Below are 26,233 nucleotides of genomic sequence, written 5' to 3'. Positions count from 1 at the left end.
ATGGAGAGCCTATTTTAGAGATCTCCCTTCCCTTCGACCACGTGCAGGCACTTGGTGTAGAGCTCAAGCAGCTGGTTTACATGATCTTCCGGCTTTGGCGCAGAGGCGGCAACGAAGCCGGTAGAACCGGCAGCCGCGCGGCCTATGCCTGTGGTAACAGCGACAAACTTTAGCAAATCGAGTGCAATATCTTCATTACGACGTAGGCCTGAAGCCGGTGTGGGGACCTGTTCCATAGACTTCCTCCGGAGAGATGCTATCAGACTTGATGCCGTTCTCGGGGCATCGTCCACTAACAGTCTAAAATGCTTTGGAAGAACCCTGCGTTCCAAGGAGAACATAGTTGGCCGTCCTGGCGGTCCAGGAGATCAGAAGAATGCGCGGCGGGGCCCAGAGCCATCTGATGCTCTGCTCCGATTCGCATCTCTATGTTGTCAAGTTCCAGAACAATCCACAACATCTCCGGGTACTGGCGAATGAGCTGTTTGCATCACGTCTGGGAGAGGCTCTGGGACTACCTTTTCCTCCTAGCGAGATCGTCGAGGTCACCGATTGGCTGATCGACAACACGCCGGATCTGACGATCCTCCACAACCGGGGGCAGGAAAGATGTGCCTCAGGCCTTCAATACGGCTCCAGATTTGCCGCCGGATTGAGCTCTGGCCCGACAATTGTGGATTATCTGCCGGAAGAACACCTTCGAGAAGTGAGGAACCTCTCGGAGTTCGCCGGAGTTCTGGTCTTCGACAAGTGGACCGGTAACGTAAATGGACGGCAGGCCATTTTTCAGAAAAGTCCTAAAGAGCCTCACTATACAGCCACCTTTATCGATCAGGGATACTGCTTTTCTGCCGGAGAATGGAAGTTCTTCGATGCTCCGTTACGCGGTGTGTATCCCAGGAACTTGGTCTACCGCATGATCACAGGGTGGGAAAGCTTCGAGCCTTGGTTAAAACGCGTGGAGTCTTTTCCTGAGCGGCAGGTCTGGAGTATTGCGGAAGCCGTGCCACCCGAGTGGTATGGAGACTTGGCCGAAATGGAGAAGCTGGTGGAAAGCTTGCTGCAGAGGCGGAATCAGGTCCGCAATCTGATTGAGAGCTTCCGGGATTGCGGACGTGAGCCCTTCCCTCACTGGGGGAAGAAGCCCGAAGAGATTAAAGAATCCATCTTCCCGGAACCGGAGTGTGTCTGATGGAACAAATGCCGGTTGTAGCGGAAGGAAATTGTCGGGGGCGCGGATGGAACGTTTAGCTTGTGAGTTCTTTCTCATCCGGTATGTGCCTGATCCGGTCAAGAACGAGTTCGTCAATATCGGAGTTCTGCTGCGAGAAGCTGCTAAGCCTGAGCAGATTCAGCTTCGTTTCACGCATGATTGGCAACGCGTTCGCTGCTTCGATCCCGACGCCGATACGGAGATGCTCGAAGCTCTGGAACTGGAGTTACGCCATCGCCTGCCCGAAAAGCTTGACAGAGCAAGACCTTTGATGGAGGTTCTCCGCGACTCTTTTTCGAATGCGATCCAGGTAACGGAAGCACGAGCGTGCCTGGCGGAATCTATTCCTGCCGAGATGGAGCAACTCATGCGGATGTATGTGGAACCACGCAAACTCCGCAAGACATCGAAGCGTAGCGGCCGTGCTGCAATACAGGCAATCATGCGCAATCAATTTGAACGAGCAGGGGTCTGGGACTTGCTGCGCAAACGCATTGCGGTCGCTCAATATACTCAGCCGGGTGACCCCTTGAAAATCGACTGCGGATATCGCCCCAATGGAGTTGTACGGATGTTCCATGCCGTCTCGCTTGATGGAGATATAGAGATGGCAAAGGTCCTGGCATTCAGCGCTCCTGCAATTACAGAAGGCATTGCACGCATAGAAAAGGCAAAGCTGGAACTGACCGCGATTGTCGAGCCGCTAAAAGAGATGCCAAATCGCAACCGCCAGGAAGAAGAGAAGATTGAGCAGTATCGCTTCGCCGTTGAGACGATGGAACAACAATCCATTCGAGTACTAACTACCGCCGATATGCCGCGCATTGCCGAAACCGCAAGACAAGAACTGCACGTATAACATCTTAAAAAGCATGCGCGGGTGAAACAGACATCTGTACTTGTGGACTGGATTATCATACGTCGATGACGCTCAAAGCACTTAGATGGTTTCTTATTGGATTACTTGTATTCATCGCCGTAATGACATCTCTGCTTCCCAAAGGAATTGACCCTGTAGGGATAACTTCTGAGTCGTCAGATGGTATATATAGGATCGCTGGCGGAACTCAGCTCTGGGCATTAGCGATAGCTGCGTTATTAATCAGTGCCTACACCGTTGTCACGCGTTGTGCGCCCAAAGAGTCGGAGACTCCATTGCCCGGGCTCATACGACGTCTCTTTGCGTTTTGGATTGACATGATGTTCGCGATTTTCATAACCAGCCCTATAGTCGGTATTCTTCCGATGATTTGGGAATGGAAGCGAACAGGGGTTTTCGAATGGACATTTGAGCGTACTAGCTCCGAACCTGGTGACGGCTTGCTTACCGGTTTGTCCGTTTTACTCGCAATTGCAGGCATGATGTTCTACCATGCGCTGCCGCTTCTTTGGAGAAGGCCGACTCCTGGCTCCTGTCTTTTTGGATATCAAATTATTCCGATTGCAGACGGCCGCCTTAGTCTCGGCTCCGCGCTGGGACGAGTGGCCTTAGGCTTTATTGCAGCGTGTTGTGCTTATGCTGCTCCCTTTGTCGCTCGCGATAAGAAAAAAGGCATGTTTTGGCTAGATCAAATTTTCCAGACAAAGGCCATCTTGCTACGGGGATAGAAGACTAGATCTTCTGCCCTGCTATACAAGCCTTCATACCACCCCCCGTATAATCTCCACATGGAACAGAAGCCACTAGTCGGCGTGGTGATGGGCAGCAAGAGTGATCTTGAGGTGCTCTCTCCTGCCGTTGAAATTTTGAAAGAGTTTGCCATTCCCTACGAGGTTCGCGTGGTTTCTGCCCACCGTACTCCGGATTGGCTGTTTGAATATGCCGAGACCGCTGAAGAACGCGGATTACGCGTCATCATCGCAGGTGCTGGTGGCGCCGCGCACCTTCCGGGAATGCTGGCTGCCAAAACATTAGTTCCGGTTCTGGGTGTTCCCGTCCCCGCTACCTTGCTGAATGGCATCGACTCCTTGCTCTCTATCGTCCAGATGCCCAAAGGTGTTCCGGTTGGAACCTTGGCCATCGGCAAACCGGGAGCAGCAAATGCCGGACTGTTTGCTGCCGAGATCATTGCCACAACCGACGACGCTCTGCGCTCCAGACTACGCAGCTGGCGCAAAGCCCGCGAGCAGGAAGTGCTTGCCCAGGAGCTGCCGCAGTGAATCCGATTCTTCCCGGCTCTACGATTGGAATTCTCGGGGGAGGTCAACTTGGCCGAATGACAGCCATGGCCGCTCGTGCCATGGGTTATCGCGTCCAAGTCATGGATCCGGACCCTTCCTGCCCTGCTCGTTTTGTCGTCGATGCCTGTTTCCAAGGCGGTTGGGACGATGCTCTTACCGCTGCCTATCTGGCACGTGGCTCGGATGTTGTAACTCTTGAAATTGAACAGATTTCTCTCGATTGCCTCGCTGCCGCGGCTAAATACGCGCCTATCCGCCCTGGAATAGAACCGATACGCCTGATCCAGGATCGAATCCTGCAGAAGAACTGGCTTCGTGATCACGGCTTTCCGGTTGGACCTTATCGTGCCGTTACTACAGAAGCAGAGCTTCAGGAAGCAGTTCCTGCACTCGGTGGCCGTTGCTTCGTAAAGAGTGCTCGTGGCGGCTACGACGGCCGTGGACAAGCCAAACTCGGCTTCGAGGAAGACGCAACGGAAGAGCGGATTCATAACGCATGGAAGGCCGTTGGTGAGGCTCCTTGTGTTGCCGAGCAAGCACTGGATCTAGAACGCGAAATCTCGGTGATGACTGCCCGTTCCGCAGCGGGTGAAGTTCGTAGCTTCCCTTCTGCCCGGAATCATCATGAGCGTCAAATCCTGGCCTGGAGTGTGATCCCTTCGGCAGTACCAGCCGAAATGGAAACTCACGCACAGAAGCTTGCAGGTGATATTGGTGCAACCCTTGAAATCGAGGGCCTGCTGGCTATAGAGATGTTCGTCACGCGTAAGGGAGAGTTGCTAGTCAATGAGCTGGCACCCCGTCCGCACAACAGCTATCACGCAAGTGAACGAGGCTGCGTAACAAGTCAGTTTGAGCAATTTGTTCGCGCCGTTTGCGGCCTTCCTTTAGGAGACCCATCGGTGATGGAACCAGCCGCTATCGTAAACCTGCTGGGAGATGTCTGGATTGGCAAGAATCCGGATTTTGCGGCGGCGCTGTCCGTTCCCGGTGTTTGCTTGCATCTGTATGAGAAACAGGAACCAAGAAAAGGCCGCAAGATGGGCCATCTCTCCGCAGTCGGGAATACTCCGGAACAAGCAGTAGAACGGGTTCTGGAAGCCTCTAGAAAGCTATAGAACATAAGAAAGGGTAGGCCTAGGAGCCTACCCCTGGAGTTTCTATATTTTCCGAGCTGGAATTGCAAGAAATCTTTGAACATAACCAGAATCGCCAAAAGCGAAGTGGCTTTGGTCGTGTGTCAGGGCTGGACTTCAGTCCCAGCCGCAGCGATTCTCTTAATAATGGATAGACATTCTCGGTAACGAATGCAGCGGGAAATTGAGCAGGCCGAATAGTTGCAAGATACTGTTTGAGAGGATTTTCGCTCGTGGAAGCAATGACCAAAACGCTCAAACTAGTATAGGTTTAATGCCTTTGTTCTTCCCGTTGCATATGTTACCGAAAATGTTTCTTCTCTCTCAACGAAGACTTTTTTCGGATGGCCTGAAGGCCATCCCTGACACAATGCCTCACCAATGGTGGCAACGACCGAAATTACTGTTATATTTCATCGTTCTTTGTTGATATCCTTTCGCAAAAAATATAGAAACTCCGGGGGTAGGCTGAGGAGGCCTACCCGACGGTAACGTCATCTCCATCAAAATCCAGCTCTATAGCAGCTAAAGCAATACCGGCGTTACTATGTCCGATCAAAGAGCGGTTAGCCTGCGTGTTTATCCCTGTTATTCGGATCAGGATCTTCCAAACTTCCAAACGCTGAAAGAGATCGGCAAACCGATCACAACCATATGGACGGCTAACCCCAGGATCAGATCTTTGAGCTCATATGGCCCCCTGGCATGGAGCGCCGAGAGCGGCAGAACAACCAGACTCATAACCTCCTCCACCGCGGCGCCGAAGAACAGCCCACAGACCAGCGGAAACTCATATAGAAATTTGAGCTTGCGGCTGGCTGCGTAATAGATTGCCGCAGCCGAAAAAGCGATAAAGAAATGCAAGGCGATGCCCAGGAGATAGATGGTGGGACCGCCATGAATAGCCGAATCGCCGAGCAGTCCGGCAGCAATAATGAGAGGGATCTGCTTGCCGAAGAGTAAGCAGGCTTGCGCAAGGTCCAAGGTTCCGCCAATCAGGCCACCTGCGGCAATGGCCATAAAAGCGCTCTTCTTCTGTAGGATCTCAACTTCAGGGATAGCAATCATCGATGTATTCCTCCAGGTCATTAGCGAAGACCGTACCTGGAGAACAAGCCGGAAGTCCTGAAGCAGTTCTGAATCGCCCTGAATCCTTCTGAAATCTCAGCGTTGGTATAATTTGCAAACGGCTGAGCCTCCCCTCATGGAACATCCAGTTACGACATCGCTTCGGATTGGAGACTGGCGTGTCGATCCAGCTATCGGCCAGATCTCACTCAATGGACAGACGGCCCGTCTCGAAGTAAGGGCAATGCGACTGCTGCTATGCCTGGCCGAACGTGCGGGCGAAGTGGTCAGCATCGACGAGTTGGTCGACAAGGTCTGGGCCGGAACCGCCGTCTCTCCCGATTCGGTCTACCAGGCTGTGGCCTCACTTAGGCGCCTGTTGGGAGACGACCCAAAGCAGCCTGCCTACATCGCCACCGTCCCACGGCTCGGATATCGAATGGTTGCCGAGGTTGCCCCCTGGGCAGAACAAGTTGGAAAAGAAGAGTCCACATCAGTTCCGGTTGCAAAGGACGTTCCAAAGCTAAAACCCTCCCGGAAGATTCCCTTCGCCATAACGGCTTTTCTTGCATTTTGTTTTGTGGTTGGGGCTGTCTTCCTTATGCATAGCAGAAGCCATCTCTCTGCCTCTTCGGAGCCTCAGCCACAGAGATCCGTTGCTGTATTGCCCTTTCTTGACCTGACCGCAGGAATGACACAAGAGGAGTTCGCCGACGGCATGACCGAGGAACTTATCGACAAGCTAGGCAAGATCCCCGGACTCCTGGTTCCCTCACCCACTTCTTCCTTCTACTACAAGGGGAAGCAAGTCCCTGTCGCCGAAATTGCGAAGAAATTAGGTGTCATCTATGTGCTCGATGGAAGCGTGCGCAAATCCGGCTCACAGGTGAGGATCGCCGCGCGATTGGTCCTTGCCGAAAATGGTTACGTGATCTGGACGGAGACCTATGATCGCCCCTTCAAAGATGTCCTGACAATCCAGGACGATATCGCCAGCCAGGTGACAAAGGCGTTGAAATCATCGATTGAAGCAGAACCTCGGAAATGAGAAAAGCGGATTCTAAACCAGAACCTTTCTTGCATCGATATACCGTGTCAAGAATGATGAAGTGTAGCTTTCTTTGTCGGAAGGATGCCAAGACTTTCGTGCGCCAAACCACCGGATAAAGCTAAAAATGCAGTTTGTTATGGATAACGTAACTGTAATCATTACATTCCCACACTTCCGATCAACGTCAGATCTAAAGAATGGGGACCTCGATAGATTACGCAAATAGCAGTACGTCCGCTAAACCGAATCTTGATCGCAAAATCTTTTCACAAAACACATTGCAAAAAGCTCGCGCCTTGCATTCAGCAAGGCGCGAGCATCTATCCAGCAAACATTACCACACAAGTTTGAGAGCGACTTGTACCTGACGAGGCAGATTGCTCTGTCCGGTGGCGCCGCGTTGAATGGTTCCAAAATTAGGATCGCTGCCATTGCCTTGATACCCCACTTGCCAGAGAGGATGATTCAGCACATTGAAGGCCTCAAGGCGGAACTGCAGCTTGTAATCCTCGATGAGGGCGAAGCTCTTCGCCAAATTGGCGTCGAACTGTTGGAGATTCGGAATACGGATGCCTGTGTAGACCACATTCTGAACGGCTCCGTAGGACGGACGAACAACGAAGTTCGCCTGGGAACACGAACCTGTGTAGTTGTTGGTGTACGGCGTATGCACACCGGTTTCATTGTCCGTGCTAGCGACACAGGCAGCCACACCGCGAATGTAACCTGTTCCTCTATCGATGCTGCGGTCGAGCTTCGCATTGTGCAGATATTCAAGCCCGCCAGGAACACCCCAGGGAGTACCTGTCTGGAAGACGTACAAAGAACCAATTTCCCAGCCACCCACAGCAGCGTCGAGCAAACGGTTCGTCTTGCCCATCAGCAAACGGCCACGCCCAAAGGGAAGGTTGTACACGCCGGAAAGCGTGACACGGTGTGGCATGTCGTTGCTGTCGAGTGTACGGGCCTTGATGCGATAGTTCGAGTCGGCATAGCCACCCGAACTCATCAGCTTCGACCAGGTCCAGGTACCGTGCAACGTCAGGTCTTTTCCCCACCTGTGCAGCGCGACAACTTGCAAGGAGTTATACCAGTTTTTTCCGTCGTTCAGTTGCCATTCAGTGATATCGCCGAATGCCGAATAGGGCCGGGTCAGGTTTCCATACTGGATGGTGGATGCAGTGTAGTAGCTGGAGCCATTAAAGGCCGAGATGTTCTGGAAAGGATTCTTCACATACCCCGTAGCGGCGTCGTCGCATACGTGATGGTTTCCGCCCATCTCGATATTGCACTTCGCACGATACGCCGGGTCCCAATGATTGATGTTGTCGGAGGAATCCTGGTTGGTGGCGCGGCTTCCAACATATCCGATCTCGACGGTATCCGATTTCAGGAACTGCCGCTGGATGCTGAAAGAATATTGCCAGATTCCAGGTGTTTTGTACTTCGGGTTAATGAACCACGGTCCTTGCCCCAGTCCGGTAAGCGCGCCCAGGGACGAACCCGTCGGCTGGACCACATAGGGGAAGGGATTGGTCAAAGTGTTCTTCGGAGTTTTTCCGCCGTCTTCGGTTGCATCGAAGGGTGTGGTTGAAGAAAATCCGTACTGGTTGCCGCCAGGAACCGGGTTCCTGAACATTTTTCCTGCGCCGCCACGTACCACGGTCCTATCGTTCAGCGCATACGCAAAGCCTACGCGCGGCTGAAAATTCGTTTTGACCGGAGCATAGAAGCTGGTGGGTTTGCCGTTAACGCCGGCAAAGGTAACGCCGCCCTTGATTGCCGCGCCCCCGGGGATCAGACCGTGATCGATCTGGGAGTCAATCGGGTTGACAGAGGTTGTATCAAACGCGTAGTTGAGGCGATTATGGCGTTCCGAAAGCGGGCCGTTATAGTCATATCGAAGACCAAGATTGATGGTGAGGTTTCTCGTGATCTTCCAATCGTCCTGGATGAAAGGCGCAGCATAGTGCTGAACCCAGTAGGCCTGCGGATTGATCTGGTTGTTTCCGGAGTCCTGCAGTCCAAGGAGCATTGAAGCAATCGAGTTACCGGATTTCTGGTCACCTTGAAGATAGTCGGATTGGGTCCATCCCCGGCCAACAGAGAGCGATACGCCATCGGAAGACGACTTGATCGCTTTTTGCAGATTACGGCCATCAATGCCTGCATGGATGGTGTGTTTTCCCTTGATCCACGTAACGCTGGGGAAAATTGCCGCCACATTCTCGATATCGATATTCGATCCGCCGTTTCCAAGCGCGGCAAAATCTTTGATGTCCAAGGCAGGAAAGTGATTTCCCAACCCGACGCCCGTCCAACCCAGAGAGTTTGGATTGAAATCCGAGGGGCCGTTATGCCAGCCGTTGTAGCGAGCACTGACGACTGCGCGGAAATCGAACAGAAGCGTTGGCGTAAACGTATGGATCCAGTTTGTGAAATAGGTACTTCCATGCTGGCCGAACGGCTCTGCACCGCGTTTTGCTTCGCCGGGCATCCCGTTATCGCTGCGAACTTCCCAGCGCTCCCAGTACCCGAAGCGGAGTGTGAGCCGGTCCTGGCTGCTGAAGTTATGGTCCAATTTGCCCAGAACGTTGCGATATGTATCGGTGGTCGGGTTTGGAGTTGTGTAATTGGCGGCAAAGGGGTTGGTACCCGAAAGCGGGGTGATGTTCGGCTTGGGATAGTACGAAAGAAGAGTCTTTGCTACGGAATTCAAGTTGGTAATCTTGTTGCCGGGGAATGGGTTACGAACCAGTTTTCCCGATCCGTCGTTGTGAATCGTGCTGGGGTCGTAGATTGTAACGGGAGCATACTTGGCTCCATCCCAACGGGTCAGATTACTGAAATCGCCAGTCAGCCACGCAGGATCCGGAACAGAGGTAACGAGTGTATTGGGAACCTTTTCATCCCAGTTCTCATATCCTAACTGATAGAACGTTTTGTCCCTGCCGTTATAGAACTTCGGGAGTACGACCGGCCCGTTGAGCACGGCACCAAGCTGGTCTAGTTTATGCTGCCCCTTGGTGGCGCTCCCGGGCTTCTGCGCGTTTAGGTAGTCATTCTGCCACGTATCCGCATCGAGCCACGAACGGCGAGCAAATTCGTAGACAGTTCCATGAAATTTGTTCGTGCCGGACTTCAGCACAATGTCGATAATGCCACCCTGCGCGCGTCCGTACTGCGCATCATACGGATTCGTGAGGATCTTAAATTCCTGCACGGAATCAACGGGAGGAATATAGGCGCTTACCGAATTACCGTTCCCCGCGTCGTTGGTAATGCCATCCATCAGAAGTTCGTTGTTGCCCGCACCTCCACCATTAATCATCAAGCTGGTGGCAGTACTGTCAAACGGTCTTTGATACTGCGAATAACTCTGGCTGTTTCCCCAGACAACACCCGCACTAAGAAGCGCCAACATACCCGGATCGCGGCCGTTCAAGGGCAGCTCTGTCACACGGGCATTCTCGATCACTTCTCCGCGATCGGCCTTCGCCAGATCCAGAGTAACGTCTGCTTCCACGGTCACCGAAGCCGATGCCTCGCCCACTTTCAAGTCGAAGTTGACGACACCCGTCTTCCCCACTTCCAAAGTGATGTTGTTCTTCACAAGTGGAGCAAAACCAGGCGCAGATGCCGTTACGCTATACTCGCCGGGCTGAAGATACGGGACGGTGTAAGAGCCCGTGCTGTTGGTCTCGGTCCCCACCTGAACATTTGTTTGCAGATTGCGAACCGTGATGGTGGCCTTTGCTACGGCAGCTCCGGATTGATCCGAGACACGCCCTGTAAACTCCTGTGCTGCCATGTAGCTGGCAGGCAGCAGAAGTATACAGAGTAATAATCTGAAGTACTTCTTCACAATGAGCCTCACTTCTCTAGTTGAAGTTGTTCTGCGCCTACCGTATTCCGCCGTTTCTGATCGCAGCTTCTTATTCATAGATCTGGGGCATCCCATGAAGGCACCTTGAAGATTGAATGATGGTCACCTGCATCGTCCTCCTTCCTTTCTCATGGATACGCCAGGGTTTACGGTATACGTTTACTTTGCATTTTCCATAGTTCCCAAGCACCTAGTACTCTTTCAGCAACGCTTTTCTTGGGAAACGTTTACTCAATGGATACGTGTACACTAAACATGTACACGTATCCATGGCGACAGCAAATTTACGCCTCCGCTGCACCACTGGTCAAGCCTATGACTTCTATCAACGGCAGATAGCTGCCTGCGATCAACGATTGCAGCAATTGCTGGTCAGCTTGCCAACGCGGGAAATGGAAATAGCCGTGCCGGAGGCTCAAGCTGAGAGACGGCTGGTCAGGCAGAAGAAGTCCTCCACGAAACACAAGAACGTGCCACCATTTGATCTGCAAAGCGAATTGACCAGAATCTGTGGCGTGGACCTAACTAGCATCGAGGGTATCGATGTAATGACGGCGCAGACGATCCTGTGTTCGAACTGAGAACATCCTCCCTGCGCTGGGGGGATGAGGCACATTTACTTATCGCTGCCATATAAGAGAAACTCCAAAACAAAGCCCCCGCATGAGCGAGGGCTTTGTCAGCAAATCAGTTGAAACGAGACAGAGAGAAGCTAGCCGATATCTCCGCTCCAGTTCTCCAGAGTCTTCTTGAGCTCGGACATGAACTTGCCCGCATCGGCTCCGTCAATGACACGGTGGTCGAAACCTAAAGCGAAGTGTTGCATATAGCGGATCGCAATCGTGTCATTGCCCTCGGCATCGGTCATCACAGCAGGCTCTTTCTTCAGGCCTCCGATGCACAGGATGGCTGATTCCGGCTGATTGATGATCGGTGTCCCAAACTCTTCTCCGAAGATACCGGAGTTAGTCAAAGTAAAGGTCCCACCACCAACTTCATCCGGTTTCAGCTTCTTGCCACGAGCACGTTCTGCCAAGTCGGCAATAGAACGCGCAATACCGAGGAAGCTCTTCTCCTCAGCCTGCCGGACCACCGGAACGATTAAGCCCCATTCCAGAGCCACGGCAATGCCGATGTTGATGTTCTGGTGATAATGAATCGCTTCACCTTCCATCGAAGAGTTCACCACCGGGAACTTACGCAGTGCGTGGACTGCCGCTGTCGCAATGAAGGGCATGAATGTTAGCTTTACGCCATTCCGCTGCTCGTATTTGTTCTTCTCCTTCTCGCGGAGACGGACAATACGAGTCATATCCACCTTGAAAACAGTGTGGACGTGCGGGCTAACACGTTTGGACTCCACCATGCGCTGCGCAATGATTGACCGCATCTTGGAGAGCGGAACCACGTCGCCGGGCAGCTGGGCTGGTGCTGCTGGAGCGGGAGCCGGCTTAGCTGCTGTTGCAGGCGCTGGCGTAGCCGCCGGTGCAGGTGTGGCCGGAGCCGCTGCAGCCGAGGCAGGAGCTTTTGCTGCTGGCGAAGCAATATAGCTCAGAATGTCTTCCTTAGTAATGCGGCCACCCGCACCGGTGCCGGGAACCTTGCGAAGATCGACGTTGTTCTCCTTGGCGATTCGGCGTACCAGAGGCGAAGAGCGCAAGCGTTCCGTGGTTCCGGCGCTGCCCACTTCATCTGCGGTATCATCCTCTTCCGGAGCAGACGCAGCAGGAGCAGGAGTTGCTGGTGCAGCAACAGGAGCGGCTGCACCAGCAGCGCCACCGATAACCGCAACAACGGTATTGATCTGAACTGTCGTGCCCTCGGGAACCTTGATTTCGCTGAGAACGCCAGCCGCGGGAGATGGAATCTCCGCATCGACCTTATCCGTCGAGATCTCGAATAATGGCTCGTCGCGCTCGACCTTATCTCCCGGCTTCTTCAGCCACTTGGTGATAGTGCCTTCGAAGATCGACTCGCCCATCTGCGGCATAACTACGTCCACGCCACCGGCAGAAGGCGCAGGAGCGGCTGGAGCCGGGGCCGATGCTGTTGGAGCAGCTTTGGGCGTCTCTGCCGGGGCCGCGGGAGCCGGAGCATCGGCGGCGGCACCGCTTTCGGCGATTACGGCAACAACTGTATTGATCTGGACAGTAGCCCCTTCCGAAACCTTGATTTCGCTAAGAACACCAGCCGCCGGAGACGGAATCTCCGCATCGACCTTGTCTGTCGAAATCTCGAATAATGGCTCGTCGCGCTCGACCTTATCCCCCGGCTTCTTCAGCCATTTGGTGATGGTCCCTTCAAAGATTGATTCGCCCATCTGGGGCATGATTACGTCAGTCGGCATGCATTCCCTTTCCACATTGCAAGAAACATAAACCTAAGCTGCGCAGCGGGATTATAAATCCGAACCCCTGCTGCGAGCGCACAGACTAGTATGCAACTAGCCGGCGCGCCTCACGCACAACATCCTCCACCTTTGGCATAAACGCCTTTTCCAGTGGAGGAGAGAACGGCACTGGAGCATCCATCGATGCAATACGCACAATCGGAGCATCCAGATAATCGAAAGCTTCTTCATTAATGATGGCGGCAATCTCACCTGCGATTCCGCCAGTCTTCGTATCCTCGTGCAAGACGATGACACGATTTGTTTTCTTTACAGTATCGGCGATTGCCTGTTTATCGAGCGGCAGCAACGTACGCAGATCCACGATCTCCAGTTCAATACCTTCCTGCGCCAGAATATCCGCAGCCTCCTGGGCCACATAAACCGTCGCAGCGTAGGTTATTACAGAAACATGCTTTCCTTCGCGATGAATACGGGCTTTACCGATCGGAACAACATAATCCTCTTCCGGCAGTTCCTCCTTCACGCGGCGATAGAGAAATTTGTGCTCAAAGAATAGGACCGGATTGTTATCGCGAACGGCAGCTTTGATCAATCCCTTGGCATCTCGTGCCGTCGCCGGGCATATCACCTTGAGTCCCGGGGTATGTACATAAAACATCTCCGGGTTTTGCGAATGATATGGTCCCCCGCTCACTCCACCACCTGACGGACCACGCAGGACCAGTGGCGCCGGTGCTCCCCAGCGGTAATTGGACTTGGCCAGAATCTGCACAATCTGTGAGTGTGCCGAGCTGATGAAGTCCATAAACTGAAACTCTCCGACTGGGCGTAATCCGGTCAACGAAGCTCCATAACAGGCGCTGGCAATTGCCATCTCGGAAATTGGAGTATCGACAACACGCTCCGCTCCAAAGCGATGAACGAAGCCTTCAGTTACTTTGAAAGCTCCTCCGTAAATACCAACATCCTCTCCCATGACAAACACGCGGGAGTCGCGCTCCATCTCTTCCCACAATCCTTGCCTAATTGCTTCCAAATACGTTACGGCCGCCATGCAATCTCCAAGAAAACCCTTAGATATCTGTATCTGTTACGTTTTCTATCGTTTGTGTCATCAAAGCAGGAGCCGCCTACTTATAATGCCCCGGAGCACTGGAGGTACCCAGCTTTACTTCGGCATTCGCCTGAAAGACCTTGACCTCTCCATACTTGAGAGGAATTTCGACATTGTCCTCCACATAGACGTCCGTCCCTGCATCCGAGGGATCGGGCATTGGCGAGGCTTCCGCCCTGACGCGTTCCGCTTCCATGTAACCTGCAACTTCTTCTTCGATTTTGGCGTTACCTTCTTCCGATAGCCAGCCGCGGCCGATCAGATACTGCTTCATGCGCACAAGACAATCGCGCTGCTTCCAATAATCCTTCACTGCCTGGGGAACGTAGCCAGCGGCGTCATGCATAGCATGGCCTTTCATACGCATCTGCTTGGCCTCGATCAATGAAGCCCCTTCTCCACGATAGGCGCGCTGTACGGCTTCGTACGTTGCGTCATAAACCTGATTGGCATCGGTTCCGTCGACAATCACGCCGGGAACACCATAGCCGATGGCGCGATCGGCCAGATCCTTACAGGCGAATTGCTTCTCGACCGGAGTCGAATAGGCCCAGGAGTTGTGTTCAACAAGCAGAATCAAACCCAGCCGCTGCACGGCGGCAAGGTTGAAACCTTCATAGGTCGGTCCGGTAGATTGTCCCCCGTCACCGATATAGGCCAGGCAAGCAATATTCTTGCCCTGTAGACGCGCGCCGAGTGCACAGCCGGCTACAACAGAGACCGAATCCCCAAGATGGGAGATCGGAGCAACGACGTTGTATTTTTTGTGGTCTCCATAATGAGATCCGGACTCGCGACCACGGGTAGGGGAACCAGCTTTGGCCATGTACTGCATCATCGTGTCGCCAGGTGCAAAGCCTCGCACGATCATCGATCCCTGATTGCGGATCATCGGGGCCAGCCAATCGTCTTTTCCGAGAGCATAGGCCGAGGCAATCGATGAAGCCTCCTGGCCTAGAGACAAGTAGAGTCCGCCAATCACCTTCGATTGCTTGTACATGCGCTCCAGCGCCTCTTCCATGCGCCGGTTGACGATCATGTAGCGATAGACTTCGAGAGATTGCTCGGGAGTCAGGTACTTAGACGGCCGCATAGGAGGCGGCGGTGCGGAGGTATCACCTACCACCTTGTAGTGGAGATGGCCTTCTTTCCACTCTTCTTCAATGTGAAAGGGAGGCTCCTCCAGCCGGAAGTCTGGAATACCGTGGGGGTTGAGCTTTGCAGGAGGAAGGCTATTAGCCTTTCCGTCACTCGTTGCATCTTTGGGCTTAGGGGAAGCCATATTGTTTTTACTGCCGTTCATTCCCGGCTTGTGTTTGCTCTCAGTTTTTTTGCTGGCCATCTCGGACGAATCTCCGGGGAGCTACTCTAGAGCATTTTCACTTTACAGCGAGAGCGAAAATCCTGTTCGGTATAGCCTGTCCACCTGACAGAATGGCTACCCATGTTTCGCCTTTAGTCTCTACACCGAAAGTGAAAATGCTGTGGGTTAATGAAGCTTATGCCCATTCAGTCTCCTCTTTGCCCATCAGCTTACGCAGGTTTGGGGGAACCCGAAGCGGCGTGTCCTCAGGCATTACACCAGAGGGAACAACTGGATTGATTGGCTCCTCAACGCGTTCAGGAGCTTGTTGCGGCATTTGCCCGGTTTTAGAATTCAGCAAGCTGTCGACCGACTCAACAGCCAAAACCGGTTGTCCAAATACCAGTCCAAAATGCTTTGCTACTTCATGAGCGATGCTCTCCAGGCTAGGAAGGGCTGTCTCCGCAGAAACCTCAAGCTCCAGGCTGGTTACATCACGATCTTGAATTCCGCAGGGCACAATCAGTCGAAAATCACGAAGATCCGTCGTGACGTTCAAGGCAAAGCCATGCGAAGTAATCCCTCGGGAAACATGTATCCCAATAGCAGCAATCTTCTTCTCTGCAACTGAACCGCCAGGCAATGTCCAAACGCCTGTGCGTCCTTTAACTCTCTGCGTCAGAACGCGATAGCTGCCACAAAAACGGATGAGAACTTCTTCCATCTGGCGGACAAAATCAACGGGCCCCATCCGGGGAACAAAGCTGCGCAAATCGAAGATCGGATAGCCGACCAGTTGCCCGGGACCGTGGTAAGTCACATCTCCACCCCGGTTGGTTTCGAAAACGGTGACTCCTCGCGTGGTAAGCAATTCGTCAGACGCGAGGATATTGCTGCGGTGAGCATTCCGTCCCATGGTCAGGACAGGGGGATGCTCCAATAAAAGCAGAGTATTCTCGATGCGCTCTTGATGGCGCAATTCAACCAGCTTGCTCTGCAGTTCCAGAGCCTCCGTGTAGCCGATGCGTCCGAGATAGAGGTAATTGAACATTGCAAACAAAGGCCCCGCTCTTCAGTACCGAAGAGCCGAGGCCGGAACCCTGTCAGTATCCAGGTTAAACGTTGATAGCCAGGTTCTCTACACTTCCAAAGCCGTCCAGCATAGCCTCAGCCAGCGTTGGATGCGCATGAATCGTGAACATCAGCTCCTCAACGGTAGCTTCCAGTTCGATAGCGGTAACAGATTCAGCAATCAGCTCTGTAGCCGAAGGCCCGATGATGTGTACGCCGAGGATCTCGCCATACTTCGCATCGGCAATAACCTTCACAAAACCGTCGTGAGAATCCACGATTGAGGCCTTGGAGTTCGCACTAAAGGGGAATTTGCCGACCTTGACCGTATATCCCCGCTCCTTGGCTGTGGCCTCACTCAGGCCAACACTGCCAATCTGAGGCTCAGTGTACGTGCAACCCGGGATGCGGTCGCGCAGGACAGGACGAGCATACTTGCCAGCAAGCTTTGCAGCTACCACCATGCCGCTCATCGCCCCTACGTGGGCCAACTGGGGCAGACCTGCTACTACATCGCCGATGGCGTATACGCCGGGCTCAGAGGTCTCCATCCACTCGTTAACCTTGATAAAACCACGCTCTGTTTGAACCTTGGTCTTTTCGAGATTCAGATTTTCGGTCCGGGGTGCCCGGCCTACCGCAACCAGAACCTTCTCGGCTTCCTTCTCAACAGTTTTGCCATCAGAGGCGGTGAAGGTGACCTTAACTCCATCCTTGGTCTTTTCAACCTTCTCGACCTTCGCCCCAGTATTGACATCGATACCGCGCTTCTTGAACAAGCGGGTCAGTTCTTTGCTGATATCGGCATCTTCCACGGGAACGACACGGGGCAGATATTCAACAATCGTGACCTCGGTTCCAAAGCTGCGGAAGATAGAGCCGAACTCAACGCCAACAGCGCCCGCACCGATAACGACCAAAGACTTTGGAATATCGGCCATGGCCAGAATCTCTTTGTTGGTCAGGATGCGGTCATCTGCGGTCAACCCGGGCAGCAACTTTGCATCGGAGCCGGTAGCCAGGACTACATTCTTGGCCTTGACTGTGCTCTTTTCCGAACCCTTAGTAACCTCGATCGAGTGAACCCCAGCGGCAGCCGATCCAGTCAGCTTTCCTGTCCCGGAGATTACATTGACCTTGTTCTTCTTCATCAAGAAGTCCAGGCCCTTGGTGTGCTTGGCTATGATCTGATTCTTACGAGCCAGTACCTGCTGCCAGTTCACCTTGACCTCGCCAACACCCTCGATACCATAATCCTTGGCGTGTTTCAGGTGATCCCAGATCTCCGCATTGAACAGCAGAGCCTTTGTGGGGATACAGCCTACGTGCAGGCAAGTTCCGCCTAATTTATCTTCGCGCTCGATAAGCGCTACTTTCAGACCGTACTGTCCGGCGCGGATCGCGGCTGTGTAACCAGCTGGACCACCACCGATAATTGCTACATCGAAGATCGTTTCTGACAAGGGAAGCTCCAGAAAAAATGTCGGCTCATTATGTGGGCCGTTCGAAAGATTAGTTTACTCGTCCAAAGGTTTCAGAATGCTCATACGAGCCATTCCCGTCTCACAGGATGAACCACCTCAAAGGCCTCTTTTCCAGCCTTCAAGACGCTGCCCAAACTCCGATTTCCCCTGGAAAAACCGGGGTAAATCGTAACTTCTGCTGTTCAGAGTCCGGGTACCCGAGTCCCCGAACTCTGTGGTTAAAAAATTCGTGTTTTTTGCCACGATGTGGGAAATTGTGAGGAATATCACCCCAGCACCTTGGCAGCCTCTTTGGCAAAGTAGGTCACGATAAAATCCGCGCCTGCACGCCGGATTGACAGCAAGGACTCCAACATCGTTCTCTGAGGTTCCAGCCAGCCCCGGGCAAAGGCAGCCTGCAACATCGAGTACTCGCCCGAAACCTGGTAGGCACCCATCGGAACGTCATAGCGCTCGCGTGCAGTCCGGATGACATCGAGATAAGGCATAGCGGGCTTCATCAGAATCATATCTGCCCCTTCGTCCAGATCCAGATCGATCTCACGCATGGCCTCGCGAAGGTTCGCTCCATCCATCTGGTAACTGCGCCGGTCACCAAATTGGGGAGCCGAATCAGCCGCCTCCCGGAAGGGTCCGTAGAACGCAGAAGCAAACTTTGAAGCATAGGAGAGGATCGGAATCTGCTCCAGGCCTTTATCGTCGAGTTCATCGCGGATAGCAGCTACCCGGCCATCCATCATGTCGCTTGGGGCCACAATATCTGCTCCAGCCTCGGCTAGAGAGGCTGCCGTACGAGCTAGCAGGTTCACGCTGGAATCATTCTCAATTTCGAAGGAATCACCATTCTGTTTCACGATTCCGCAATGTCCATGGGAGGTGTATTCACAGAGGCAGACATCTGCCATCAGCACCAGTTTCGAGGAAGCGGAAGATGCCTTGAGGGCACGTAGACCTTGCTGAACGATTCCGTTGTGATCGTAAGCCCCGCTCGCCTGCTCATCCTTGGTTTCCGGCAGGCCAAAGAGCAATAAGCCGCCAATTCCTAAACTGGCTGCTTCTTCGGCTTCCTTTACTGCTTCATCGACCGACAGATTGTAAACGCCGGGCATGGATCCCACTTCGCGTCGCACTCCTTCTCCGGGACAGAGAAAGAGCGGATAAATCAGTGCTCCGGGACGAAGATGTGTCTCACGAACCAGCGAGCGCATAGCTTCAGTCCTGCGAAGACGTCGCATCCGGATAACAGGAAATTCCATAGATCTCGATTCTAGTAGGTTTCCGGAAGCGACGTTTTCTGCGGAGAGGAAGTCGTTATGGGTGTGAGGTTTACCTGACTTTCAGCTGAGCCCAGTTATTCTGGGGCACCTGCTCGGGCATTTCAATACAGCAACAATCCTCTGAAGTAAGCCTATGCGGAATAGGATTTGAAGCGAGCGAAATGCTCTAAGTACCCCTGCGCGTACTTTCGTTAACGCGTAACAAGTTTGTCGTAGGCATAAGCGGAATCGCCGGGCAGCAATACCCACAGCGTATAAATGCCGAGAGCTGTCCCAAAGGGTATCTTCATCAGTGACAGAATTGCCACGATAATAGCAAGGATGCGTCCCCATCTCACGTGCATAAGCAGAGCAATTCCAGTAAGGATTTGCAATCCCGAACGTAGCAAGACAAACGCAGTCACCAAGGGGATAAACCATGGGAAGGTCATGGCAGAGAATGGCCAACCATGATGCATCGGAAATCCATGATGCCCCATTCCCCAGATGCCGGCTATAAACGGAATCGCGATGAACCAGCTAAGTACTGCAAATGAGGCATAGACAAGCCAGAGGATACCTACAGTCTGGATATGTCTCTCCACACGATCACTGGCAGCCGGAACCGGCGCAGGTGCTCCTGGAGCAACAGAATGCATTGGACGACCACAGCTGGAACAGATCGTTGCATTGGAAACATTCAGTTGACCGCATGCACTGCAATACATACCGCACCTCCGGCGAACAGCATCTTGCGAAATAACCTGCTGCTCTTCACCAATTACGCAAAGAATTATCCCTCAGTTCCATCAAATTGAATGGCCATTCTGCTTTTCAAGCAGAGTTGCTGCAAGGCCTGAAAGACCAGCATTTTCGCATTGTTGCGAGTTGTTATAACGTTTCACGTGGAACACACGATTGCGCTCTTAGCCGCATAAACACTGAGGAATCGCATCCTCCATCAAAGTTTACCGGCTATTCAGGCCTGAAATCGCCGCCAGGCTGTAACATAGCCCGAGTGGATATTGGATATTACGATGCCTAGCCCTTTACTAGAGCCTGTTCCTTTAGTGGTAAACGAAACAAGCCGGGTCGTCCTCGAATGGGACCGTCTCCTGGAGCTTGTCGCTGGATATTCTGCCTCGTCAGTTGGACGGAAATGGATCCTGGAGCTTGCTCCCTCACAGGACCGTGATTGGCTACTTAGCCAGCAGGCTCTGATTGACGAGATCTTGCTATTCCTCAATGCGCAGGTAAGCATTCCTCTTGGCGGCCTCTTTGATCCAACTTTGCTTTTGGATAAGGCTCGTATTCCTGGAGCAGCTCTGGAGGCGGAAGAGTTACGCTCAGTTCTTTTTCTGATTGACTCTGTTGCCTCCTGGCAAGGCATACTCCAAGCCCCTCCGGAACGCTTGATTGGAAAATTCCCCGCACTGACTGAATTAAGTGCATCGATGAGCGCCCTGGATGTGCGCCCGTTAGCCTCTTCTCTGCGTGAAAAGATCCTTCCGGATGGCAGCCTGGCCGACGATGCGTCACCGGAGCTCAAACGAATCAGGCGGGAGCAGGAACGGCAGCAGCGGTTGATAGAAGAAAGCCTGAGAGCAACGCTGCGCCGACTCTCCGAAGGCGGCAGCACCCAGGAAGACTTGATTACGATTCGCGGAGAGCGCTTCGTTATCCCTATCAAGTCGGAGCTGAAACGTAGGATCCAGGGTGTCGTTCATGGAGCCAGCTCCAGTGGACAAACTGTCTATGTCGAGCCGTTGGAGACTATCGAGCAAAATAATGAGCTGGTTCGTTTACTCGATGAGGAGCAAACAGAGATCCACCGTATCTTTATGGCCATGACGCGGCAAATAGCCGGTTACGGCGACACAATCCGCGCTGGAGCAGCAGTGCTGGCGCAAATAGATACCTTTGTCGCACGAGCCCGATTTGGCCGTGATTTCCAGTGTGTGCGTCCTTCTCTCACCGAGGAATCGGCACCGGAACTCTTATTGGAAAAGGCTCGGCATCCCTTGCTGGAAAAGCGCTTACGAGCTTCCGGGGGGAGTGTTGTTCCCCTCACGCTGGCTCTTCAAAGTGATGCTCGCCAGTTAATCATCAGTGGGCCCAACACGGGCGGTAAAACAGTCTCGTTGAAGACTACGGCACTGCTCGCCATGATGGCTCAATCCGGTTTGCCTGTACCGGCAGATGCTGCTACTTTCCCGATCTTTACTGCATTTCTTGCAGATATCGGAGATGCGCAGTCAATCGAGCAGAATCTTTCTACCTTCTCCGCGCACATTCTGAATCTGGATCGCATCTCGCATTTAGCCGGAGAGAACACTCTGGTCTTACTCGATGAGCTAGGTTCGGCCACAGACCCGGAGGAAGGATCGGCATTAGCTGTTGCTATTGCCGAGTACTTCCTCGATAAGCGCTCCTGGTGCCTGATCTCGACTCACCATACCTCGCTGAAGGTCTATGCTGCCAAAGCTACCGGGGTACTAAATGCCGCCGTCACGGTCGACGAACGCACGCTTGTGCCTACCTACGAGCTTCGTATGGGAGTGCCGGGAACTTCTGCAGGAATCAATACCGCAGAGCGGCTTGGGCTTAACCAGGCAATCGTACGGGAAGCTCGTTCCAGACTCAGCTCCCAAGTAGAGGACATAGCCAGCTTTCTTGACCAGCTGCACCGGCAACTGGAAGCACTCGACGAGGATCGTCGCAAAACGCAGCAGCGCGAAATCGAACTCTCACGAGAAAAAGCCCGCCTGGAACGTGAAGGTCTGGCCGAGATGAAAACCAAGACTCGTGAGCTGGAACAGAAGCTTACTTCTCTCTTGAAAGACTTTGAATATCAGGCCAGAGAAACTGTTCGTGTAATCGAAGATCGAGCCGCACAGCAGAAGCTCTCCAAAGAAGCAGAACGACGTATTTCCAGGCTTAGGAGAGAATTCAGCGAGCAGTTCAACTCCGCAGTTGTTGCACATCGAACCGGGGCCGACCAGGGCGATGTAAATGCACAACCTCACATCGTTCGTCATGTGAGTGTTGGTGACACGGTAAAGCTCCGCTCGTTTGGTAAGACCGGGGTTGTACAACGGGAAATCGACGATAAGTTTTTCGAAGTCGCTGTTGGGCCGATGAAGATGCGCATCTCTCGCGATGACATTGCCGAAGTAGTTCGTTCTGCCCAAGCCACCGCTACGTCGCAGAGTCCCCTTGCGGCAGCAAGAGGAAAGGGCGTATCGATTCAGTCCGACGCAGATGAGGACATGCGTTCCGAGTTGAACGTAATTGGGCGAACCGTCGACGAAGCAACCGACGAGCTACAAAAATTCCTCGATCGGGCGTTTTTAGCAGGACTGCCCAGAATTCGAATCGTGCACGGGAGCGGAATGGGAATCTTAAGACGAGAGCTGCGGAACTTTCTGAGAAACCACCCGCAGGTAGCAACCGTGACGGAACCGCCGCAGCAGGAAGGCGGCGCGGGGGTTACTGTTGCCGAATTGAAGTTGTAAAAGAACAGCTTGCCCGTTATCTCATTCTTCCGGCCAACCTCAGGCCGGAAGAATGAGACACTCCCGGGCGTAACACTTTCCAGTGAAGCTAGAGCATTTCTCGCGCAGATAGGCACCGAAGCACAAAAGCTTTGGCAGCTTTCCTCCAAAGAAAGCTGCACTTCACCACTCTTGGCGAGAGTATCCTATGCGGGAATTACTCTCTAGTCCTCCTCGAGATCTCCCATCTGTAGAGACAAGTAGCGCTCGTAGCCCACTTCTTCGATCTGGTGCAGTTGCGCCTCCAGCCAATCGACGTGCTCTTCTTCGTCCTTCAGCAGCTTGACTAGAAGATCGCGAGAGCCATTGTCTTTCTCGGCAGTAGCTGTAGCGACGGCATCGTTGTACTGCTTTACGGCAGCCAACTCCAGCTGCAAATCAGACTCCAACAGCTGCTTCACATTCTTGCCGATGGTAAGACTCATGGGGTCCATCTCAGGAATTCCATCCAGGAAGAGTATGCGTTCCATAAGAGACTCGGCATGCTTCATCTCTCCGATGGATTGCTTCTTGATGAACTCCGCGAGCCTCTTGTAACCCCAGTTCTCACACATTTCGGCATGCAGGAAATATTGGTTAATCGCAGTAAGCTCTTCGCGAAGAGCTTTTCCCAATTCAGCGAGGACTTTTTGGTTTCCCTTCATGCTGGCAAGTTATTTCAGTAATGGCAAAACTGCAACTGGAATTCGATCATCCATGTGAAAAGAGTCACTGGTTTCGAAGTTGCATCGGTGCTAGGATCACCTGTCATTTGGAGGTGCGAGATGGTCCGGTTCATCACTGTAGAACGGGAATATGGCAGCCGGGGTGGCGAGTTTGCTCATTATCTGTCACAAAAACTGGGATGGAAGCTCATGGACCATTGCCTGATCGAGGAGATCGCCAAGCAGGAAAAGATCCCCGAATCGATAGCTGAGAAGTGCGACGAACGCCTGGATCCTTGGTATTACCGCTTCGGTAAAACCTTCTGGCATGGCAGTCTTGAACGTCTTCCCGCTCTCCCGGAAACGCAAGTAGTTGATAGTGAACGCATTGCGGAGATCATCAATCGAAAATTGAAGTCTGTCGCAGAAACGGGTCACTGCGTGATCGTCGGACGGGGATCGACTTGCGCACTCGGTACAACTCCGGGCGGCTTCCATGTCTTTGTCTATGCCTCTCTGAATCGTAAAAAACGCTGGTTTGAGCAGGCCTTTCCGCAACATGCCAAAATCGCGGAACAGGAACTTGCAGCAACCGATAAACGTCGCTCTTCTTACGTCCGGCGCTTCTATCAACAGGATTGGGCCGATCGCAGACTATATAACCTGATGATCAATTCGTGCGTCGGATTTGACGCAATGGTAGATGCGACAATTGCTGCGGCTGGTCTAAAGAATGAGGTGAGGGCGGAAAATCCAACGGTTTCGGTTTAGTCGGATTCGAGAGGAGTACCCGCTCCTGCCTGGGAGCGGGTACCTGAACTTATTCCCTACTTTGCTATAGGGACCTGAATTTCAGTGACATAGGACTCGTCGTCGATGCGCACCGGCTGCGAGGATTTCGGATAGAGTTCGCGCGCTGGTCCACATATCCGATAGCCATTTCCACCTACCCAACGAAGCAGTTCATCATAGGCCTGTGATAGCCGATTGTAGGCTCCATTGTGTATCAGGCTGGCTACGGTCACAGCTGGCAATTGATAGACCTTTGCCCGACCCTTCGCTGGAATGGCTTCTTTCAGATAGAAGCCAGCTTCGGCATCCACATCGCTCTCCTTGTAGCCCTCATCGTGCCAGAGAGCTACGGGAAGATTCCCCCCGCATGCGGCTCCTAGTATAGAAAACAGCTCGCCATAGAGCATTCCTACTGAGGAATAAGAAGGAATCACATCTTGAATGGAGGCAATCCATTGAGCAGGTATTTCCTTGATAACAACGTCCTTGGGCATCATCTTCTCCTTTTCGATGAGGCTCAATCGGTCCCGCACTCTCGCTAAACGAGCTTGCTCTTCTCTCACCCTCTCTTCCTGCTCTGCCGCACGCAATAGAAACATTCCCTTCAACTCATCGAGATTCAGGTCCTTCTCCAGCATCTTTGCAATCTGCTCGAGAGGGAAGCCCATATCTTTCAGTACGAGAATGCGGTGAAGTCGCGGTAACAGTGTGACGGAATAATAGCGGTAACCCGTCTCATGGTCGGCAAACGATGGCTGCAAAAGCCCCATTTCGTCGTAGTAACGAAGTGTCTTTACCGTGACCCGAGCAAGGGTAGAAAAATCGCCGATCTTGAGCATGTCTTCTTTCTCAAGCCTCCAGTTAGGGGAGAGTCAAGCAGGTATTTTCTATTCCGAAATTAGACATCAAGGCTGCCAGTCCTGATACTTCCGGGTTCCCCAGGCTGGCCGGTAGCAAAGATATTTCTTGGGATGGCTTGCGCTACGCAGAATATCTACTTCGATCAGGCCCAGATGGCGGGCCTCATCGATATGTTTGGTCGAATATTCTGTCTCTTCGTGTCTTGGGCTCTCCGGATCCTGGAAAAGAACCGATCCTGCGGCATCTACGAGCAGAAACCCTCGGGGTAATTCATCGACCATGTCCCTGGTCTCTTCCTCAAAACTTCTATCTCCGAACATTGCAATTCTCTTCCTTACTTAAATCGCACATCTCAGTCGCCGAACTTATCCACGGAGAGATTCTCCCGCCGCAACGGCTCTTTCCAATACCGGCCGCCACTCTGGCTCTACCAGCAATCCAAAGATATCGATTAACGCTTGCTCTAGTTGCTCCACGGAGAGGAAGTCGCGTTGGACCTCGCCTTTGCAAGGGCGGATTGTAAGCCGGTTCTCTAGCAGAGCCGCGCGATATTCTGGCGTGGTACACGACACCATCAGACTTTTCCGGAAATTCGACGCAGGATAGGTGGAGGTAAACCAGCTGGCCAACTCATAATCGACAAGAAACTGAGGCTCCAGAGAGATCTGATACACCGGGGCCCAGCTCTCTTCCAACTCCGCCTGGAGAATGAGTTGCCCATCCTTGTGAATCAGGCGGTAGTTGTCATGTGGCGTTTTCTGTGACTCTTCTGTTCCTATACGAAGCGGCGCTGTAGGCACAATCGAACCAAAGCCCACATCGACAAGCCAAGCTTCTCCTTCCAGGGTTACTCGCAAAACCATGTGGGTACGTGGTCTCGGCAGATTCTCCGGAGGCACTAGCCAGACAACCCGGCCAATAAGCCCTTCGACTTCAAAGCCTAAAGCTGTCAGAACATTTTTAAAGAGATTGTTCTGTTCGAAACAATAGCCACCTCTTTGACGCCGGATAAGCTTCTCCTCAAGAGCCTCCGGAGACAGACGTATCTCTCGTCCTAACAGCACGTCAATCGCTTCGAAAGGAATCTTTGAAGGATGAAGAGATTGAAGAGCTTGCAAGGTCTCAAGATTTGGCTCCCGCGAACCGCGGTAACCGATGCGTGCGAAATAGGCGTCCAGATCAATCATCGTTTACATCAACTTTCAACCAGCCTCGATAACTGCGACCAAGGCTCTCCCGCTTCAAGCAATACGCGCCGGGATCATC

23 protein-coding genes are annotated in these 26,233 nt (G+C 52.9%); 9 read left to right on the top strand and 14 right to left on the bottom strand.

Annotation, left to right across the window (positions count from 1 at the left end):
* Window positions 1-14: 14 nt before the first annotated feature.
* A complete protein-coding gene (locus AC6I7T_RS16480) occupies window positions 15-236 on the bottom strand; it encodes a hypothetical protein (RefSeq protein WP_497788408.1) in 222 nt (73 codons plus the stop codon).
* A 140-nt stretch (window positions 237-376) separates the two neighbouring features.
* Here AC6I7T_RS16480 and AC6I7T_RS16475 point away from each other — a divergent pair, with 140 nt between their 5' ends.
* From AC6I7T_RS16475 to purK, 5 genes are all read left to right on the top strand, one after another.
* A complete protein-coding gene (locus AC6I7T_RS16475; protein ID WP_497788407.1) occupies window positions 377-1,192 on the top strand; it encodes a HipA family kinase in 816 nt (271 codons plus the stop codon).
* Window positions 1,193-1,238: 46 nt separating this feature from the next.
* Window positions 1,239-2,072: a DUF3037 domain-containing protein gene (locus tag AC6I7T_RS16470; RefSeq protein ID WP_497788406.1), complete on the top strand. Its 834-nt coding sequence runs from the start codon at window positions 1,239-1,241 to the stop codon at window positions 2,070-2,072.
* A 65-nt stretch (window positions 2,073-2,137) separates the two neighbouring features.
* Window positions 2,138-2,821, top strand: a complete 684-nt coding sequence (locus AC6I7T_RS16465) for an RDD family protein (protein WP_497788405.1) — start codon at window positions 2,138-2,140, stop codon at window positions 2,819-2,821.
* Window positions 2,822-2,881: 60 nt separating this feature from the next.
* On the top strand, window positions 2,882-3,373 hold the full coding sequence (gene purE / locus AC6I7T_RS16460) for a 5-(carboxyamino)imidazole ribonucleotide mutase (protein ID WP_497788404.1): 492 nt from the start codon (window positions 2,882-2,884) through the stop codon (window positions 3,371-3,373).
* Window positions 3,370-4,512: a 5-(carboxyamino)imidazole ribonucleotide synthase gene (gene purK / locus AC6I7T_RS16455; RefSeq protein ID WP_497788402.1), complete on the top strand. Its 1,143-nt coding sequence runs from the start codon at window positions 3,370-3,372 to the stop codon at window positions 4,510-4,512. Before purE ends, purK begins: the two co-directional genes overlap by 4 nt.
* Window positions 4,513-5,127: 615 nt before the next feature.
* Here purK and AC6I7T_RS16450 read toward each other — a convergent pair.
* Window positions 5,128-5,598 (bottom strand): hypothetical protein, encoded by a 471-nt coding sequence (locus tag AC6I7T_RS16450; protein WP_497788401.1) that lies wholly within the window; start codon window positions 5,596-5,598, stop codon window positions 5,128-5,130.
* Between the two features lie 136 nt (window positions 5,599-5,734).
* Between AC6I7T_RS16450 and AC6I7T_RS16445 the strand changes: the two genes are divergently transcribed.
* Entirely contained in the window at window positions 5,735-6,646 is a 912-nt protein-coding gene (locus AC6I7T_RS16445; RefSeq protein ID WP_497788399.1) for a winged helix-turn-helix domain-containing protein, read from the top strand.
* Between the two features lie 337 nt (window positions 6,647-6,983).
* On the opposite strand, the gene AC6I7T_RS16440 is transcribed toward AC6I7T_RS16445, so the two are convergent.
* Window positions 6,984-10,514 carry a TonB-dependent receptor gene (locus AC6I7T_RS16440; RefSeq protein WP_497788398.1) on the bottom strand — a complete coding sequence of 1,177 codons (3,531 nt, stop codon included), beginning with the start codon at window positions 10,512-10,514 and terminating at the stop codon, window positions 6,984-6,986.
* Window positions 10,515-10,804: 290 nt separating this feature from the next.
* Here AC6I7T_RS16440 and AC6I7T_RS16435 point away from each other — a divergent pair, with 290 nt between their 5' ends.
* Window positions 10,805-11,116: a hypothetical protein gene (locus AC6I7T_RS16435; protein WP_497788396.1), complete on the top strand. Its 312-nt coding sequence runs from the start codon at window positions 10,805-10,807 to the stop codon at window positions 11,114-11,116.
* A gap of 131 nt (window positions 11,117-11,247) precedes the next feature.
* Here the strand turns inward: AC6I7T_RS16435 and sucB are convergent, their stop codons facing one another.
* The 7 genes from sucB to AC6I7T_RS16400 all read right to left on the bottom strand — a co-directional run bounded on the left by sucB (window position 11,248) and on the right by AC6I7T_RS16400 (window position 19,844).
* Entirely contained in the window at window positions 11,248-12,882 is a 1,635-nt protein-coding gene (gene sucB / locus AC6I7T_RS16430) for a 2-oxoglutarate dehydrogenase, E2 component, dihydrolipoamide succinyltransferase (protein WP_497788395.1), read from the bottom strand.
* Window positions 12,883-12,967: 85 nt separating this feature from the next.
* On the bottom strand, window positions 12,968-13,942 hold the full coding sequence (locus AC6I7T_RS16425) for an alpha-ketoacid dehydrogenase subunit beta (protein WP_497788394.1): 975 nt from the start codon (window positions 13,940-13,942) through the stop codon (window positions 12,968-12,970).
* 76 nt (window positions 13,943-14,018) lie between these two features.
* A complete protein-coding gene (locus AC6I7T_RS16420) occupies window positions 14,019-15,344 on the bottom strand; it encodes a thiamine pyrophosphate-dependent dehydrogenase E1 component subunit alpha (protein WP_497788392.1) in 1,326 nt (441 codons plus the stop codon).
* A gap of 157 nt (window positions 15,345-15,501) precedes the next feature.
* Window positions 15,502-16,356 (bottom strand): lipoyl(octanoyl) transferase LipB, encoded by an 855-nt coding sequence (gene lipB / locus AC6I7T_RS16415; RefSeq protein ID WP_497794614.1) that lies wholly within the window; start codon window positions 16,354-16,356, stop codon window positions 15,502-15,504.
* A gap of 64 nt (window positions 16,357-16,420) precedes the next feature.
* Window positions 16,421-17,839, bottom strand: a complete 1,419-nt coding sequence (gene lpdA / locus AC6I7T_RS16410; protein WP_497788390.1) for a dihydrolipoyl dehydrogenase — start codon at window positions 17,837-17,839, stop codon at window positions 16,421-16,423.
* 287 nt (window positions 17,840-18,126) lie between these two features.
* Window positions 18,127-19,116: a porphobilinogen synthase gene (gene hemB / locus AC6I7T_RS16405; protein WP_497788389.1), complete on the bottom strand. Its 990-nt coding sequence runs from the start codon at window positions 19,114-19,116 to the stop codon at window positions 18,127-18,129.
* Between the two features lie 212 nt (window positions 19,117-19,328).
* On the bottom strand, window positions 19,329-19,844 hold the full coding sequence (locus tag AC6I7T_RS16400) for a hypothetical protein (protein WP_497788388.1): 516 nt from the start codon (window positions 19,842-19,844) through the stop codon (window positions 19,329-19,331).
* Window positions 19,845-20,153: 309 nt separating this feature from the next.
* Here AC6I7T_RS16400 and AC6I7T_RS16395 point away from each other — a divergent pair, with 309 nt between their 5' ends.
* On the top strand, window positions 20,154-22,631 hold the full coding sequence (locus tag AC6I7T_RS16395) for an endonuclease MutS2 (protein ID WP_497788387.1): 2,478 nt from the start codon (window positions 20,154-20,156) through the stop codon (window positions 22,629-22,631).
* Window positions 22,632-22,834: 203 nt separating this feature from the next.
* Here the strand turns inward: AC6I7T_RS16395 and bfr are convergent, their stop codons facing one another.
* Window positions 22,835-23,314 carry a bacterioferritin gene (gene bfr / locus AC6I7T_RS16390; protein ID WP_497788386.1) on the bottom strand — a complete coding sequence of 160 codons (480 nt, stop codon included), beginning with the start codon at window positions 23,312-23,314 and terminating at the stop codon, window positions 22,835-22,837.
* Window positions 23,315-23,434: 120 nt separating this feature from the next.
* Between bfr and AC6I7T_RS16385 the strand changes: the two genes are divergently transcribed.
* A complete protein-coding gene (locus AC6I7T_RS16385) occupies window positions 23,435-24,085 on the top strand; it encodes a cytidylate kinase-like family protein (RefSeq protein ID WP_497788385.1) in 651 nt (216 codons plus the stop codon).
* A 56-nt stretch (window positions 24,086-24,141) separates the two neighbouring features.
* Here the strand turns inward: AC6I7T_RS16385 and AC6I7T_RS16380 are convergent, their stop codons facing one another.
* The 3 genes from AC6I7T_RS16380 to AC6I7T_RS16370 all read right to left on the bottom strand — a co-directional run bounded on the left by AC6I7T_RS16380 (window position 24,142) and on the right by AC6I7T_RS16370 (window position 26,154).
* On the bottom strand, window positions 24,142-24,945 hold the full coding sequence (locus AC6I7T_RS16380; protein WP_497788384.1) for a MerR family transcriptional regulator: 804 nt from the start codon (window positions 24,943-24,945) through the stop codon (window positions 24,142-24,144).
* Between the two features lie 66 nt (window positions 24,946-25,011).
* Window positions 25,012-25,287 carry a hypothetical protein gene (locus AC6I7T_RS16375; protein WP_497788383.1) on the bottom strand — a complete coding sequence of 92 codons (276 nt, stop codon included), beginning with the start codon at window positions 25,285-25,287 and terminating at the stop codon, window positions 25,012-25,014.
* A 45-nt stretch (window positions 25,288-25,332) separates the two neighbouring features.
* Window positions 25,333-26,154, bottom strand: a complete 822-nt coding sequence (locus tag AC6I7T_RS16370) for an arylamine N-acetyltransferase family protein (RefSeq protein WP_497788382.1) — start codon at window positions 26,152-26,154, stop codon at window positions 25,333-25,335.
* Window positions 26,155-26,233: the final 79 nt, after the last annotated feature.

This window comes from Humiphilus diazotrophicus, from assembly GCF_059726315.1.
The sequence above is the reverse complement of the archived record's forward strand: the minus strand, read 5'-3'. Positions and strand labels throughout refer to the sequence as shown.

Bases quoted from the DNA above. Each gene is read 5' to 3' on its own strand.
- AC6I7T_RS16480 (WP_497788408.1), bottom strand. From the start codon at position 236: ATGGAACAGGTCCCCACACCGGCTTCAGGCCTACGTCGTAATGAAGAT.
- AC6I7T_RS16475 (WP_497788407.1), top strand. From the start codon at position 377: ATGCGCGGCGGGGCCCAGAGCCATCTGATGCTCTGCTCCGATTCGCAT.
- AC6I7T_RS16470 (WP_497788406.1), top strand. From the start codon at position 1,239: ATGGAACGTTTAGCTTGTGAGTTCTTTCTCATCCGGTATGTGCCTGAT.
- AC6I7T_RS16465 (WP_497788405.1), top strand. From the start codon at position 2,138: ATGACGCTCAAAGCACTTAGATGGTTTCTTATTGGATTACTTGTATTC.
- purE (WP_497788404.1), top strand. From the start codon at position 2,882: ATGGAACAGAAGCCACTAGTCGGCGTGGTGATGGGCAGCAAGAGTGAT.
- AC6I7T_RS16450 (WP_497788401.1), bottom strand. From the start codon at position 5,598: ATGATTGCTATCCCTGAAGTTGAGATCCTACAGAAGAAGAGCGCTTTT.
- AC6I7T_RS16445 (WP_497788399.1), top strand. From the start codon at position 5,735: ATGGAACATCCAGTTACGACATCGCTTCGGATTGGAGACTGGCGTGTC.
- AC6I7T_RS16435 (WP_497788396.1), top strand. From the start codon at position 10,805: ATGGCGACAGCAAATTTACGCCTCCGCTGCACCACTGGTCAAGCCTAT.
- sucB (WP_497788395.1), bottom strand. From the start codon at position 12,882: ATGCCGACTGACGTAATCATGCCCCAGATGGGCGAATCAATCTTTGAA.
- AC6I7T_RS16425 (WP_497788394.1), bottom strand. From the start codon at position 13,942: ATGGCGGCCGTAACGTATTTGGAAGCAATTAGGCAAGGATTGTGGGAA.
- AC6I7T_RS16420 (WP_497788392.1), bottom strand. From the start codon at position 15,344: ATGGCCAGCAAAAAAACTGAGAGCAAACACAAGCCGGGAATGAACGGC.
- lipB (WP_497794614.1), bottom strand. From the start codon at position 16,356: ATGTTCAATTACCTCTATCTCGGACGCATCGGCTACACGGAGGCTCTG.
- hemB (WP_497788389.1), bottom strand. From the start codon at position 19,116: ATGGAATTTCCTGTTATCCGGATGCGACGTCTTCGCAGGACTGAAGCT.
- AC6I7T_RS16400 (WP_497788388.1), bottom strand. From the start codon at position 19,844: ATGTATTGCAGTGCATGCGGTCAACTGAATGTTTCCAATGCAACGATC.
- AC6I7T_RS16395 (WP_497788387.1), top strand. From the start codon at position 20,154: ATGCCTAGCCCTTTACTAGAGCCTGTTCCTTTAGTGGTAAACGAAACA.
- bfr (WP_497788386.1), bottom strand. From the start codon at position 23,314: ATGAAGGGAAACCAAAAAGTCCTCGCTGAATTGGGAAAAGCTCTTCGC.
- AC6I7T_RS16385 (WP_497788385.1), top strand. From the start codon at position 23,435: ATGGTCCGGTTCATCACTGTAGAACGGGAATATGGCAGCCGGGGTGGC.
- AC6I7T_RS16380 (WP_497788384.1), bottom strand. From the start codon at position 24,945: ATGCTCAAGATCGGCGATTTTTCTACCCTTGCTCGGGTCACGGTAAAG.
- AC6I7T_RS16375 (WP_497788383.1), bottom strand. From the start codon at position 25,287: ATGTTCGGAGATAGAAGTTTTGAGGAAGAGACCAGGGACATGGTCGAT.
- AC6I7T_RS16370 (WP_497788382.1), bottom strand. From the start codon at position 26,154: ATGATTGATCTGGACGCCTATTTCGCACGCATCGGTTACCGCGGTTCG.